Consider the following 14514-nt stretch of genomic DNA (forward strand, 5'->3'; position numbering starts at 1 on the left):
CGATTTAACGTACACGGATATACGCCTCTATAATTTCGTGATTTACATTCAAACTGTCAATCTTTTCAATGCCCCGCTGGATCAGCGTATCATGCTGTAAACTGAGTGTAAAAGTGAAATGCATATCTTCCCAGCTGCGGGCATTGCAATACTGCAGATGTTCTTCGTATTTATCACCTGTTAACACATAAGTGCCGGCGCCGGAGCCAAACACGGCGGTGCTGCTGTCGCTTCCCTTTGAAACATCATGCTTAAAAAACGCAAAATGGCTGCCATTAAATATTTTGATCATCTCCTGTCCTTTTACCGGGTAAGTATCAGTGGTATCTCCGTTCTCGATCATCTTACTGTAAGCTAATTTCCAGGTACCTGTTAAAGACAGTGCAGCAGCGGGTTCAGGCTTTTTGGTTTCCGCGCAGGAAACAACAGTCCATCCAATAATACCAATAGCGGCGAGGATTCGTAGGTTCATAACGTTTAGATGTTTGAGTGAAAAGTTATTATAACAGCCCGTTCCGGCCGGAACACAAGGTTAATAAAAAGATGCTGATTTTAAAATATACGGCCAAATAAAAGGGAACAACATACGGATATGTTGTTCCCTTTCTTTCATAAATCGGTTGTATTACCGGATTACCTGCAGCTGATCGCTGCCTGCCGGTTTATGCAGCAACAGGTTATAGATCTTATACTTATTGTCTGTAATGCCTGCCAGGGCTGATTCTCCCCTCAGTTCATCATCTGTCCGGATTAATCCCACCACCCTGCCATCACCAAAAAAACGCAGTTCATAATGCTCCAGTGGCAGCATTTCCAGGTGATAAGCCTTGATCTGGTCAAACCGGTTCCAGGTTTCTGCTGCATCGGCGGGTTTGTTCTGAAAATAAGCTTGTTCTGTTTCCAGTTCCCGGTTGTAGATCTGCTCTGCTATGGCGTTCATATTGCCGTCTGCCATCAGCTTGCGGTACTGGTTGTAAAAGGCCAGCACTTCTTTGGTAAGCTGTGCTTTATCTTCTTTCCGCAGATCCTGGCTCTGGCTCCATCCTTTCAGCTGGTAAGGCGTGGATGCCTCAAAGGTGCCTTTAAATTCGAGATACGGCACGTTATCCAGCTTTATTTCAGGCATTTTATAATAAAAGAGTTGTTTGTATTCTTTCGGCTTTTCCTTTTCTTCATCGCCATACAGCACCTTTACTTCCAGGCCACAGTTTTTCGCCAGTAAAAACGGATCCATTTTATCATCGTCGTTTACTTTTGGAAATACCCTGATAGTAATGGTTTGCTTACCGCTTTTCAGGATATTGGGAGATACGGGCCATACTGCGCCACCCTGGTTCCCGCTGCCAAAGTCCGTATAGGCGGGCATATCATTAACCAGTATTTCATAAGTACAATTGTAGCTGTTAAAATCCAGGATAAAACGTGGATTATAGTCATATTTCTTTACCAGTTTATAACTGTTCAGATATTTTTCCTTAATGCCCTGATTCATGCTTTCTTTTTTTGCATTTGTTCCCTGCCCGCAGCTATGCAGGCCGATCATTAAAATTAATGAGATGATAACTGCTGGTTTACTCATCCGTCCGATTCTTTTTTTGTTAAGTATATTTTTTTCAAAGAGATCTTTTTCTCATCGATACCGATTTCAAAAGACGCTTTGGGATTGGCTTCCACCAGTTTATTGTATTCGGCCGGCTTCTCCGGTTCTCCTTTCTTCTTTTTTACTTCTTTTGTTTTCTCCCCTACATTCACTTTTGCCTCTACATACCCTTCAATTTTTATGCCTTCAAAAATCAGGTCAAATCCTACAAACAACCCCGCGTCGTCAGAACCAATCTTTGCCTGTAATCCCAAACCAGAGCTTCCTTCCAGCCCTATCCCCAATGCTACCACTACTTTTACCTTAAATGCGGTGGCTGTTTTACTGAGGTACAGCTTACATTCCAGCTTCACCGACACCGCAGCGCCGCCCTTTATCAGGTCCTCTTTCTTTTCTGAAGCGCCGGCGGTCCGGGTGAATACATTCCCTCCTACCGTGTTGTGTTTAAAGGTGGCCTCCAGGTCTATTTTACCGGACAAGGTTACACTGATGTCTACTTTACTGTCGTCGTCCGCGCAGATGTACAACAGCGCATCCACCGCCTTTAAGATGGCGTAGGCAATGGGATGCCGGCGGCAAAGCAGTTCCAGGAAGTCCCATTTCAGATCGATACCTACCAGCGGTTTGGCGTCCAGCTTTACCAGCACGGTTTTGCCGGCGCCCCATAACTTGCTGTCGCCTTTCTGGGGTGGCATGGTTTCGTAGTACCATGAAGCGGCCAGACCCAGCTTTGGAAACTGCAGTTCATAATCAAACGGTTTCCGTTGCATCCGCTGGATAAGCCCCTGGATATTTTTATCGGGATTTCCTTTGTTTTTATTGATAAACTCGTCGGGATCCTTTCCATCATCACCGGAGGTATCTGCTTTGTTGGTATGGTTGCCATGAATAATGTTCCTGAACTCTTTTACCAGGTTCCATCCGGCTTTTAATATGTTGTAGTACTTGGCGATCATATCCTCGATGGGATCCACGCTCTCGGTATCATTATTCCACTCCACCTTGATGGAAAAATCGAATTCCTTCAGCAGTTCAATCAGCTCTGCAAAGTTACCTTTCGATTTTACAGGTTTTGGCGCCGCCTTTTTATCTTTTGGCAGCGCGAACATTTCACCGAGTTCGGTGCCCAATTCCTCATTGTGGCGATCCAGCGTAGGCGTGGGTTTGCTCCAGCGGCCTTTTGCAGCTTCGCCGATCTTCTCCACGCCTTCCAGCCGGTTCATGGTAAACCGTTGCAGCGCGTTCTTTATTCCCTTACCGTTATTGGCTTCCGCGAATTTGGTTTTCAGCGCGTCAAAGTCGGCTTTGTCCATGTTGAACGCCAGGGCGGCGGTCCATTTTATATCGGGGTACACGGCAAAGTCGATGACATGTTTCCAGCGGCAGGTTTGAATGGTTACCGGGAAATGATCGGCCTGTGCGGCGGGAATCCAAAGGTAGCCCAGGATCCGCTCGAAAAGCACATGATTGTTTTCGTCAAAGAAATTATACTTATACTGTGCATCAAATTCAAGTTCTTCATCCGATACTTTTATTACGCCGGAAAAAGAAGCATTGGTATCTCTTTTAAATTTATAGTTATTGGCTTTTATTTCAAACTTCCCTTTGGCTGCGCTCTCTTTCTCCTTTTCCCGTTTTACGCCGGCCTTCACATCTTCTTTCTTATATCCTTTGGCGCCAAAGCTGCTCAGGTCTATTACATGATCTTTATGCTTTGGTGACGCGGTACATTCATCTTCATGGGTCACCAGGCTTTGTACACTGAGCTTGATGGTTTTCTTTGCGGTTTCACTTCCTGCTACTATGTTATAAGTAAGATTTTCCGGGGCTTTAAAATCCAGTACATTTTCATCAAAGATGGTTTGTACCCCGTCCTTATCTTCCACGGTGATCATGCCATACTTACAGGGCTGGAACTTGCGTGTGTTGGTAGGAATATCACCGGCCAGCACGGGTTTATTACCGCCATACATCAGGGGAGATTCCTTCACCTGGGGATCTTCCTTTACGTTGAGAAAGCACTTCGACAACGTTTTAGTGATCTTGCCATCGCGTGTTTTTACGATAGGATATATTTCCAGGACTTCGCCTGCACCTGGCTTCCAGAGGTCATCCAGGAAAACGTCTACCACTATTTTCTGTACAAAGTTCTGGTAGGTGATGGAGCCGGCAGCCACCTTCATATCTTTCCCTGATTTATCCTTTACCACGTAATCACTTACCTGCAAAGCTTCTCCGCGGGTGGTTTCGTCTGGCAGGATGGGCATTATTTTCACCTGCCGCGTGAAATATTTGATGGCATCATCGGGGGTTTCTTTTCCTTTATCCTTCTGGGCTTCTCCCGCAACCCGCTCCCAGGGCGGCAGATCATCATCGGCAGTGGCGGTGTCATTGTCCATCAGGAAGATCCGTAATTCCTGGCCGTACATGGCGCGGGTGTAAATATGCAGTTGTACGCTTTCCCTGAATTTTTTACTGCCTCCGGTAATAATTTTGCCGTCATTATTGGCTGCAAACTCCCGCCACTCGGCCGACAGGATCGCCGGCTTTCCGCGCGCAGCAATAAAGTAACCATGCGCCGCTGAATTGGTAGGCTCATGTCCATCGAGGAAAGGCTCCAGCCAGCCGAGTCCGCCGCCTTCTACTATCTTCGGGAAGTTGGGATGCACCACGGGGCCGTTCAGCGCTTCGTTTACATCGGTTTTCTTAAATGTAAGCGTCCGCAACATCGACCAGATCCAGCGGTACGGTGTTTTATCGCCTTCCGGCAGTTTCATGGGAACGGTGAGCTTCGTAGGCGCCGGCAATTTCTCCACCATCGTGGTAATGCGTTTCATTTCTGCCCGCACGGTTCCCGCTTCATTTAATACCGCGGTGGAAGTTTTTACATCTACCGATCCTTTGGCTGCCGGGATCGTGACTACCAGCTTTTTATTATCAGACATGGCAACTATTTTTAAAACGGTTGTCCCTGTGGAAACCGGATCAGAAATAAATCTTCTTCTACTTTCTGTACATCCATCATTGGATTCAGGTGCGTTTGCACTTCTTTATCAGCTTTCTCGGCATCTTTTTTTGTCATGTCGGCAGTTTGCCCATGAAAGGTGATAGAGATACAATCTTTTCCGCCGGTAGCACAGGTAGCTTTACTGTCTTCCAGCAAAATATAAGCATCTCCCGGTAATACCACTTTATCATAAAACCCGCTCCAGGCAGTCACCGACGGAGTACAGGGGTTATTATTCTTTTTACTGCAACTGCCAAAGGTATTGGCTTCAAAAGGCTGACCAATATCTTTGGTATTCCCCAACGGTTTCTCTGCACCGTCTTTGTCGTTGATATAATGCACCTGCTGACTCTTCACTTTCAGCTTATCGGAAGCTGTACCAAACTGGCACTTGCAAACGGCACCCTGACAAACCAGATGTTTTTCGCTCATATCTTTTTAATTTTCTCCACGGTTGAAAAAGTAGGAAAAGAGACTTTTCTTTTTCCCGGACGGCTCCTTTTCCGGCAGCAACACCGACATTGCCGGCGCCTGCGTTTTATCTTTCTCCCGTAAATGATAGATGGTGAATGTTACTTTTTTATCCTGGCCAGGCGCAAGCTGCAAACTGCATTCTCCTGTTATGGCGTTGATAGAATAATCGGTATGATATAATTTATAGGAGATATCCACCTGTCCTTTTATGGGGGTGTGAATACCGTGTAACTGCCGCGACAAAGGGATTTCCTTTTCTGCTGAGATGTCTTCCACGCTACGCGGATCGCTGCAGTTGCCCTTCTGCTGAAGCACCAGGCTACCGCTGGCGGTATTGTGCTGAATGGGTTGCTGGGTAACGTTAAACAACACCGGTGTTGTATAAGGCATTACGGGCAATGCCGCAGTGAGCTCGCGTTTCATGATATCGCTGCCTGGCTGATACAGATCGGCAAAATAAAGAGCCATAAACCAATCGCGGCACAGCGACTGGTAAATATGTGGTTCACTACTTACCGCCAGATCCATATACGCTATTATTTCGTCTGTAATATCGCCGGTATAATATTGTTGAATAGTGGGTTTAGCCGCCGCCCAGGCAGCAGCAATCTGTAACTGGTTGGCGATGCCGGTAAATTGTCCGGCTTCATTCACCTTTACCTGTAATGGATACAATACTTTTCCACATTGCTCCGCGAGCTTATCAATCATCTTTTCAGGCGCCTGGTCATTAATGTATACCTGTCCCTTATTGATTTCAAACAGGAACATATTACCGGGTAATCTTTTAGAACAGCTTACTGTTATTTCATAACTGATTGCCTGTTCGGTACCGGCTGATTGAATAATATAGGTTACGCCATAAGTCCTGCTGAGATGTACCGGGTTAAACCGGAATGAACGGTTACTCATATCGGTATAGCTACTTTTTTTTATTCCCTTCGGTAATCAGTTGAGACACCTCTTTTTTTATGTTTCCCACGTAATTCCTGATAGCGGCCGGAATCCGGCTGGTGTCGGCATCTATCTGGTACGACATAGGAGGTCTTTTATCTGTAAATCCTACTTCCACGATTATCACCGGCTGCTCTCCGCAATACAGGCAGCCCCAGCTATAGGTAGTAGTGCCGGCGGTTAACAACAGCGAAGGGATAGAATCCAGTACAAAGCGACTCCGCTGCCATTGGCCGGTTGATAATGTTTGTACGGAGGAATCTATTTTCACACCGGTGGTATCCAGCCAGTAGCGCTCCAGTACATTGGGCGTAACGCGGTACTTCACCCGGATACCGGTTGAGAAAACACCGAAGTGTACCCAGGCCACGGAACTGGTTGTGGGCTTTGTTTGTGCCGGTAGTATATCCATTACCGTTAGCATCAATAAAAGGGCAAGCAAACTACCGCGCATACTAATAATTTAAAATTAAACTCCGGTCCTGTCTCATTATGTCCCACTGGAACTTAAAAAAGGATCGCATATTATCTTTGGCATTATACGGGTTCAGGTTACCGTTTGTTTGCCAGGTGTAATCCATGATGTTATCGGTGTGGCCCTGGTAAAAAGTATAGGGCGGCGGCTTTAATCCGGCGGTAGGCTGCCCGGCGCTGAAAGTATGCTGCAGCCCCAGGGAATGCCCGGCTTCATGCAACAGGGTACGCCGTTGATTCAGTCCTTTGAGGAATACAACGAACGCATTTCCCCATACAAATTCCTTTATCACATCACCATTAGCGGCAGCAGCGATGCCGTTAAAACCGGCGGGCAAATCGGTGAGGAATATATAGGTACGTTTGTTGGCATCCGCGTTAATACGGCCACCATTGGGTTTATGTTGCCCATATTTTTCATACAGTTTGATCACCTCCTCCAGGAACTGTTGCTCATTGAAAGATGCAGCTCCGCCTAACACATTATTCCAGTAGCTGGTAACGTCGTGGTCTGTTAAAGGAAGTACACCCGTTTCAAAAATGGTATCCGTTTTAATCTCCGCCCTGATGAGCGCCTGGTTATAGGAACCTCTTTTAAACTGGTATTCTATGTCCTTTACCAGTTGCTGATCAATAGCAGGAAGACTGTTCGCCTGCGTGCCTACTTTTACCAGTATCAGTTCCATTTTAGGGATGACGTGATTATTATATACCATCAGCTTTCCCACCTCCTCTTTTTTATTACCCAGCTTTGCAAACACTTTTATTTCCTCATGCTGTTGTAGCGGGGCATTGGCATTCACCACAGTTACAGCGCCTTTCAGCGTATAGTACTTAACCTTCACTCCGCCTGGCCGGAAACGTGTTTGCTGGCCGCTTCCCATTAATGCGGCAATGTTTACTTTCTGCGGGGTTATTTTCAGGTTAGGATTTTTTGATTCGAAGATAATTTCAGTACCATCGCTGATCACTTCTTCTATTTCCTCCAGTTCAAGATCCAGCCGGGCGCCGTCTTTGTTCATGGAAGAACCATATTTAAACTGTTGTGAGCTGGTGTAAGGAAAAAGTGACAGCCAGGCGGGGTAATAATCCACGCCGTATGGCTTCACCGGGCTTTTTACATCTTTCAGGTATTCTTTTTTAGCAGCGGCTACATCGCTCACCAGCGGCATTGTACTGTTACAGGGCTGGTTATTATTATCTCGTTCAATGTAATTAATAGCATAGATGTATTCATCCCGGAGCCAGTCGAACCCATATTCTCCTTTATAGTCTGCCGGCCGCCTGAAGTGCACCAGGAATTTCTTCAGTTCCTTTTCTTTTGTTGCCGGCGCCTTATACTGATCATAAATAATTTTCTCCGTGCTGCGCAGTTTTACCTGGCTGGCGGCATTTAAACTGATATCACCATTAGTGGCATAGGTAGTTGACAGCTCGGAGCTTTCAACAATTGTTTTTGCTATTGAGATCATATTTCCCATCTGTGCCTGGTTGTGGGGTTAAAACATTTTTGCCTTGTCGCCGCTTTTATTCACGATCTGTTTGGCGCTGTGCATTTCAATATTCTCTTTGGTACTGTTCATGCTCACTTTCTCGGCAGTTTTTTCAATATTCTTAGCGGTGCGCTGCAGCGTATCATCCGCCACCTCTTTGATATTGGCGGCAAGCAGGCTAAAGTCTTTCACCGCGGTTTGCGACAGGTTTTTACCTGCGCTCACCTGTATGTTTTCTTTTGCCGTAAAGCTGATGTTTTTAGCATTGATGGTGATGTTTTCCATCGCGGCGATGTTAATGCTTTGTGCATTGGTATCCATCGTAACGATGTTGCCTGATTTATCCGTGATGGTGATGCTTTCTGCGCCATCGGTATCATCCAGGCGGATGAGGTGACCACTGCGGGTTTTAATGACCTTCAGGTTATTCTGTGCGTCGCCGAAGCCCGTTTTGGCGTTTCCGTTATACACGGTGCCAAGTACTACGGGCACTTCAGGATTACCACCTTCAAAATCTACCCATACTTCCTCCCCGTTTTCAGGTATAAAATAAAACCCTTTCTCAGTACCTCCATGCGGGGACACCAATCGTAGCCAGGGAGTAGCTCCCTGTTGCTGCCACTGAAATTTCACACGCACGCGGCCCAGTCCTTTGGGATCATTATTATCCGTTACCACGGCGCTTTGCGCTTCACATACCGGTGTGCGGTACAGGTCTACCTCCGGCATGGCTGCTGCTGCGGGAATGGCTTCAAATGTATTTTTATACAACCCGTTTTCTGTACAGTAATGCGCGAGTTGGGTTACTACAAATTCGCCATGATGCTCATTGGAAAGTACCGATTCATTAACGGTGATAATATCTCCAATGCGCAAGGCACTCTGCTGGCTGGTACCTTTCAGTATGGCCATCTGGGAAAGTCTTCCTTTCTTCTGTACCTGCGTATATTTATCCAGTTGCGATTTCGCAGCAGTGCCAAACGACTGGTTCAGTTTATACTGCGATGTTTTTTTATACAGCCGCTCACTTACTTCTTTCAGGTGGCTCGTATATACATCGGTGTTGCCCGCAGGCACGGATAAGGTATCATTGCTTACCGCCTGGTTCTGGCGGTAGTCGTAGCCATAGAAGCGGCTGTTGTTGGACTTCACCGTAAGGTCGAGGTTAAACCCGATCAGGTCCACCTGGTGTGTAAGCGTTGTTTTCTGCGGCCGGTAATTTCCAAATACTACTTTCTCTCCATCATAAAAAAACCATTCCCCGAAACGGGCGGCAAGCCTGTCTATGAACTGATAAGTGGTTTCTTTATACTGTACAATATACTTCAGTGCATCGGTGTGTGCCGGATCTACCGCGGGTGATTTGGCATAAGGCCCGCATCCCTTCAGGGCTTCATTCACAATTGCCGACAATGTTTTCTGCTCATAACACGCGATGTGCTCATCGTCTTCCAGCAGGATGGTAACGCTATGCCCTTTGATCACGCAAAATCCATGCGTGCCATCTGTTTCCTTTCCCATGCTGATACCGCTAACGATACCATTAAAATTCAAAGGTTTGTATACGGCATTTGATTCAACGGGTTTTATGGAGATAGAAATTTCTTTTCCCAGGAATTCCTTGCCGGCATTGAACAATCCTTTTCCAAGTTTGGTAAGCCAGTCGTACCCGATCATGATTTCAAAGCTATGATGGCCGCGGATAGCCTGATGCAGGGCAAGGGAATGAAAAGAAGTAAACTGATGATCACCAATAGTAAATGAGGTGTGCGTATACAATGACATTTCGCAGCTTTTACGGTTTTAAATATGGTTAGTACCTTTTATCATCACAGAAATGATATCGGGTCATTACTTCAAAAAAATTGGAATTAATACCTGCTGTTGCTATTAACGGGTTAAAACATGCAACAGTAGATTGACATGGTTTATAATCAGCAACTAATATACAACAAGTGTCACAATTTCAATCACTCAAAAACAAAAAAATAACCACACTGAAAGGACGCAACAAAAGAGCTCTGCCATTCAATAATATGAGAAGGATCCCTAATGTTTACAATCTTAAAGACATGTTATATAAAGCCGTACTGTGGCACTTTTCGTATTACTCATAACTGTCATTATATCGCTGCAAAAATGATTTCAGTTTGTAGTACAGGAACAACAGACTAACGGTGAAGGATAAACTTATCTAGCAAAAACAAGACTTATAAAATACCGGCATGAACAACCGGGATTTGATGTAGCGGCGTTTGAACTCAACTTTTGTAACGGAGTCCATATCCGGGAAAATACCAGCAACAACAGCATCTTCCGGAAAGAAATTACCGGCAGTAATTTATCATGTAAAGTTTATAAAATAACGATTAAATTAACCCCTCTTCTCCGGATCGGGGAACAATATTTTATACAACTTAAAACGGAAATAATGAATCTGAAAGGATGGATACTTGCATGGATAGCCACCACCGGGAGCATAGCAGCGGTGGCACAGGAATATACCCTGCACTCGCCCGATGGCAAAACAACCATACGTATATCCGTAAGGGATAGTATACAGTATTCCCTGTCCTACGATGGCAAAGTACTGCTGCAACCGGCCACTATCGGCGTGGCTACATCTGTTAGTCCTGGTGGCAACTGGAAAGTTGCCGGTACTAAAGCATCATCCGTAACACAAACGCTTCGCCCGGTAGTAAAACAGAAAAGTACCTTCATTGAAGATCATTACGATCAGTTGCAGATCAATTTTAAAAACCGTACTTCCCTGCAATGGCGCGCGTACAATAACGGTATTGCATGGCGCTGGCTCATCAACAACAAAGGCGCCTGGCAGGTGGTGAACGAGCAGGCCGGCTTTGCCCTCCAGGCAAAAGACAGCGCCTGGTACCCGGTGGAAAGCGGATTCTTCTCCCATAACGAACGTCTTTATCAAAAGCTCACTATAGATAATATCAGTGGCCCCAAAAGCCTCGCCAGCCTGCCCGCACTGTTCAGCGTAAACGGTACCAAAATACTGATCACGGAAACCGCACTCCTTAACCACGCCGGTATGTGGTTACAGGGAAATGGCGGCAACACACTGGAAGCCGTATTTCCTCACTACCCCATAAAGAAAAAAGTAACCTCGGACCGGGATGAAGAAGTAGAAACCCGGGAGAACTTTATCGCCCAAAAAGAAGGCCCCTCCCAACTACCCTGGCGCATTGTGATGATAGCGCCGGAAGATAAAGACCTGCTGGTTAATGAACTCACCTATCAGCTGGCGGAGCCCTCCACCGGCGATTATAGCTGGGTGAAGCCGGGCAAGGCCATCTGGGACTGGTGGAACGATAATAATATTTACCAGGTGGATTTCCGGGCGGGTGTGAACACCGACACTTACAAATATTACATCGACTTTGCCGCTAAATACAAACTGGAATATGTAGTACTGGACGAAGGCTGGAGCGACACCCGCAATCTCCTGAAAACAGTACCGGACATAGATATGGAAGAATTATCGCGCTACGCAGCTTCCAAAAATGTTGGCATCATCCTGTGGACAACCTGGCTGGCACTGGATCAGCAGCTGAATGCCGCAATGGAACTCTTTGCCAAATGGAATATCAAAGGGATTAAAGTTGACTTCATGCAGCGCGACGACCAACAGATGGTAAATTATTACGAAAGGGTAGCCAAAGCTGCCGCTGCACATAAAATGCTGGTCGACTTTCACGGCGCCCACAAACCGGCGGGACTCCAACGTACATACCCCAACGTAATTTCCTTTGAAGGCGTATACGGAATGGAACAAAGTAAAGGCGATCAAAGCAAATCCATTGGACCGGACCACAACGTTACCTTTCCCTTTATCCGCATGGCAGCAGGTCCGGCAGACTATACTCCCGGCGCTATGCTGAATGCACAAAAAAATGATTGGACACCTCATTTCAGCAACCCGATGAGCATTGGCACCCGTTGCCACCAGCTGGCAATGTACGTGGTTTATGAAAGCCCCCTGCAAATGCTGGCAGATAATCCCACCCACTACTATAAAGAACCGGAATGCATGCAATTCCTGCAGGCGGTTCCCAGTGTATGGGATACCACCATTGCCCTGCAGGCAAGCGTTGGCAACTATATTCTCACCGCACGCAAAGCGGCAACCGGCGATTGGTACGTAGGTGGCATGACTAATTTCACGCCACGTACCTTAACACTGGATTGCTCTTTCCTGCCGGAAGGTACCTATACCATGCATGTCTGGAAAGACGGGATCAACGCCGACAGGAATGCACAGGACTATAAAATGGAACAGATAACGGTAGATAAAAACTCGAAAGTACCCGTAGTAATGAACATTGGCGGCGGATGGGCCGCAAGGATCGTGAAGCAACAATAAAATAACATTGCGGATAAACCATTTATATTCTCTTTGCAATTATGAACCGTACTTTATTCTTAGCTGTCCTGGGTAGCCTGTTTACCGGCAGCGCAATAGCACAACAACCAATAGATGTACAGGCACATCGCGGGGGAATGGCCCTGATGCCGGAGAACACCATACCCGCCATGATCAACGCCGTGAAGCTAGGCGCCAGAACACTGGAACTCGACTGTATCATTACAGCAGATCAACAGGTGGTAGTATCTCATGATGCGTATATGTCGGCAGAATTTATGCGTAAGCCTGATGGCTCAGACATCTCCAAAGCCGAGGAAAAAAGCCTGGCATTATACAAAATGTCTTACGACAGTATCCGCAAATATGATGCTGGCACAAAACCACATCCCCGTTTTCCTCAACAGGAAAAAATGATGGTTCACCGGCCACTGTTAACGGACCTGATAGACAGCGTGGAAACCTATGTAAAAACACATCACCTCAAACCGGTGTTTTACAACATGGAAACAAAAAGCGCTCCCGATGGTGACGGCATCTACAATCCTGGCCCAGCCGAATTTGTAGCCCGGGTAATGGAAGTCATCAACAGGAAAAAAATAACGGAGCGGGTTACTATCCAGTCGTTCGACATCCGGACGCTCCAGGAATTACACAAAACCTATCCCGCTCAGAAAACGGCTTTGCTGATAGGCAATAAAGACAGCTTCAACGTCAATCTTGAGAAACTGGGATTCACGCCCACCATCTATAGCCCATATCACATGCTGGTAACGCCGGCACTGGTAAAAGAAGCTCACGATAAAAAAGTTGCCGTGATTCCGTGGACCGTAGATGACGAAGGCGATTTCAAAAAACTCATCTCCTGGGGAGTAGATGGTATTATTTCCAATGCTCCTGATAAACTGGTAAAACTGGTGGGCAGCTACCAAAAATAATACTCAATTCAAAATAAGAAGGGGACTGATAAATGATTATCAGCCCCCTTCTTATTTTAAATCTTACCTACGCATTTTCCTTAAACTGTTCCAGTACCTGTCCTATCTGCTTCAGGTATTTCCCATAAACCTGGCTAATCCATTCTTCTGTTAAGGCGGTGATCGCTAACACCAGCAATACAAAGGATGCAGCCAATCCCAGCGCGATTCCCTGATGATCAGCAGCCTTTGCCAGCAAGCGGGTAATTTCACCGCTTTTATGACCTACCGTGTACATCACGCCAATAATCAATGCAAAAGGAAGCAGCGTATAGGTGTATGCTTTATACATTTCAATATTCAGCTTAGCCTCGTAATACAGGGCATATAGATTATCTTTTGAGCTGAGTGTATTTGTACCAAGACTCTTATAAAAAGTTCTGAACTTGTAATAATATTGAACAGAGATGGCTATTATCACCAGGTACACGGCATAGAAAGGTATCACCATCACCTGGTTGAGTGAAAAAATTTTAGGCATGAATGCAATCAGTATCAGGCTGAAAAGTTGTACAAAAAATTCCATCTGCATCGCCTTACGGAGTTTTTCCACCGGCAGCTGCAACGTTTTTAACTGGTCAACGCTGGAAGGAACAACTATGTTACTGCCTTCATTGTCGTTATTCCATGCGGATTTTATATCATCAAAATTCATAACCTTGTTTTTTAATCAGTTCTTTTAATTTGTCTTTTGCCCTGCTGAGTTTAATTCTTGCATTCCCTTCTGAGATACCCAGGTTTTCCCCGATTTCTTTATGGGAATAATTTTCCAGGTGAAGAAAAACCAATGCCTTTTCCAGTCTTTCCAGTTTTTGTACCGCCCTGTAAAAGTGCGCCAGTTGCAGTTCTTTGGTGGCTGTTACATTTTCTTCCATTGCGATGTGTTCCGGCATGGTGTCTGTAACCGCCATTTTTCTTTTCTCTTTTTTGAAGAATACCAGTGCGGTATTCAGTGCAACCCTGTACATCCAGGTAGAGAAGCGGCTTTGATGCTGAAAGGAGTCGTAAGATTTCCATAGCTGGTAGATAATTTCCTGTGTCAGATCCTGCTGATCGTCTTCAGCATCCATATACATCCTGGAAATCTTATGGATAATTCCTTTGTGTGCTTCAACCAGTTCAAGAAACTCTTTTTCCTTGTTTTCCAA

Annotated in this window: 12 protein-coding genes; 2 read left to right on the forward strand and 10 right to left on the reverse strand. The window is 45.8% G+C overall.

The features are described 5' to 3' along the window. Positions 1–4: 4 nt before the first annotated feature. The 8 genes from B5Z18_RS17800 to B5Z18_RS17835 all read right to left on the reverse strand — a co-directional run bounded on the left by B5Z18_RS17800 (position 5) and on the right by B5Z18_RS17835 (position 9787). Positions 5–472: a hypothetical protein gene (locus tag B5Z18_RS17800; protein ID WP_079470822.1), complete on the reverse strand. Its 468-nt coding sequence runs from the start codon at positions 470–472 to the stop codon at positions 5–7. A gap of 153 nt (positions 473–625) precedes the next feature. After that, entirely contained in the window at positions 626–1492 is an 867-nt protein-coding gene (locus B5Z18_RS17805) for a hypothetical protein (RefSeq protein ID WP_133256171.1), read from the reverse strand. Positions 1493–1575: 83 nt separating this feature from the next. Beyond that, positions 1576–4545: a hypothetical protein gene (locus B5Z18_RS17810; RefSeq protein ID WP_079470824.1), complete on the reverse strand. Its 2970-nt coding sequence runs from the start codon at positions 4543–4545 to the stop codon at positions 1576–1578. 11 nt (positions 4546–4556) lie between these two features. Further along, complete coding sequence (locus B5Z18_RS17815; protein WP_079470825.1) at positions 4557–5039, reverse strand: DUF4280 domain-containing protein; 483 nt, start codon at positions 5037–5039, stop codon at positions 4557–4559. A gap of 6 nt (positions 5040–5045) precedes the next feature. Further along, entirely contained in the window at positions 5046–5993 is a 948-nt protein-coding gene (locus B5Z18_RS17820; protein ID WP_079470826.1) for a hypothetical protein, read from the reverse strand. A gap of 10 nt (positions 5994–6003) precedes the next feature. Next, entirely contained in the window at positions 6004–6489 is a 486-nt protein-coding gene (locus B5Z18_RS17825) for a hypothetical protein (RefSeq protein WP_079470827.1), read from the reverse strand. A gap of 1 nt (position 6490) precedes the next feature. Then, a complete protein-coding gene (locus B5Z18_RS17830) occupies positions 6491–7990 on the reverse strand; it encodes a zinc-dependent metalloprotease (RefSeq protein WP_079470828.1) in 1500 nt (499 codons plus the stop codon). An 18-nt stretch (positions 7991–8008) separates the two neighbouring features. Further along, positions 8009–9787 carry a type VI secretion system Vgr family protein gene (locus tag B5Z18_RS17835; protein ID WP_079470829.1) on the reverse strand — a complete coding sequence of 593 codons (1779 nt, stop codon included), beginning with the start codon at positions 9785–9787 and terminating at the stop codon, positions 8009–8011. 646 nt (positions 9788–10433) lie between these two features. Between B5Z18_RS17835 and B5Z18_RS17840 the strand changes: the two genes are divergently transcribed. Beyond that, positions 10434–12389 (forward strand): glycoside hydrolase family 97 protein, encoded by a 1956-nt coding sequence (locus tag B5Z18_RS17840; protein WP_079470830.1) that lies wholly within the window; start codon positions 10434–10436, stop codon positions 12387–12389. Between the two features lie 41 nt (positions 12390–12430). After that, the gene (locus B5Z18_RS17845) at positions 12431–13327 is read left to right on the forward strand and encodes a glycerophosphodiester phosphodiesterase family protein (RefSeq protein WP_079470831.1); all 897 of its coding nucleotides are present in this window, start codon (positions 12431–12433) and stop codon (positions 13325–13327) included. 67 nt (positions 13328–13394) lie between these two features. Here B5Z18_RS17845 and B5Z18_RS17850 read toward each other — a convergent pair whose 3' ends face one another. Together B5Z18_RS17850 and B5Z18_RS17855 are read right to left on the reverse strand one after the other, a co-directional pair. Then, on the reverse strand, positions 13395–14021 hold the full coding sequence (locus tag B5Z18_RS17850; protein WP_079470832.1) for a hypothetical protein: 627 nt from the start codon (positions 14019–14021) through the stop codon (positions 13395–13397). Continuing rightward, complete coding sequence (locus B5Z18_RS17855) at positions 14011–14514, reverse strand: RNA polymerase sigma factor (protein ID WP_079470833.1); 504 nt, start codon at positions 14512–14514, stop codon at positions 14011–14013. Before B5Z18_RS17855 ends, B5Z18_RS17850 begins: the two co-directional genes overlap by 11 nt.

It is taken from the genome of Chitinophaga ginsengisegetis, from assembly GCF_900168065.1.
Lineage (GTDB): Bacteria > Bacteroidota > Bacteroidia > Chitinophagales > Chitinophagaceae > Chitinophaga > Chitinophaga ginsengisegetis.

Bases quoted from the DNA above. Each gene is read 5' to 3' on its own strand.
- B5Z18_RS17840 (WP_079470830.1), top strand. From the start codon at position 10,434: ATGAATCTGAAAGGATGGATACTTGCATGGATAGCCACCACCGGGAGC.
- B5Z18_RS17820 (WP_079470826.1), bottom strand. From the start codon at position 5,993: ATGAGTAACCGTTCATTCCGGTTTAACCCGGTACATCTCAGCAGGACT.
- B5Z18_RS17800 (WP_079470822.1), bottom strand. From the start codon at position 472: ATGAACCTACGAATCCTCGCCGCTATTGGTATTATTGGATGGACTGTT.
- B5Z18_RS17845 (WP_079470831.1), top strand. From the start codon at position 12,431: ATGAACCGTACTTTATTCTTAGCTGTCCTGGGTAGCCTGTTTACCGGC.
- B5Z18_RS17830 (WP_079470828.1), bottom strand. From the start codon at position 7,990: ATGGGAAATATGATCTCAATAGCAAAAACAATTGTTGAAAGCTCCGAG.
- B5Z18_RS17835 (WP_079470829.1), bottom strand. From the start codon at position 9,787: ATGTCATTGTATACGCACACCTCATTTACTATTGGTGATCATCAGTTT.
- B5Z18_RS17825 (WP_079470827.1), bottom strand. From the start codon at position 6,489: ATGCGCGGTAGTTTGCTTGCCCTTTTATTGATGCTAACGGTAATGGAT.
- B5Z18_RS17810 (WP_079470824.1), bottom strand. From the start codon at position 4,545: ATGTCTGATAATAAAAAGCTGGTAGTCACGATCCCGGCAGCCAAAGGA.
- B5Z18_RS17815 (WP_079470825.1), bottom strand. From the start codon at position 5,039: ATGAGCGAAAAACATCTGGTTTGTCAGGGTGCCGTTTGCAAGTGCCAG.
- B5Z18_RS17850 (WP_079470832.1), bottom strand. From the start codon at position 14,021: ATGAATTTTGATGATATAAAATCCGCATGGAATAACGACAATGAAGGC.
- B5Z18_RS17805 (WP_133256171.1), bottom strand. From the start codon at position 1,492: ATGAATCAGGGCATTAAGGAAAAATATCTGAACAGTTATAAACTGGTA.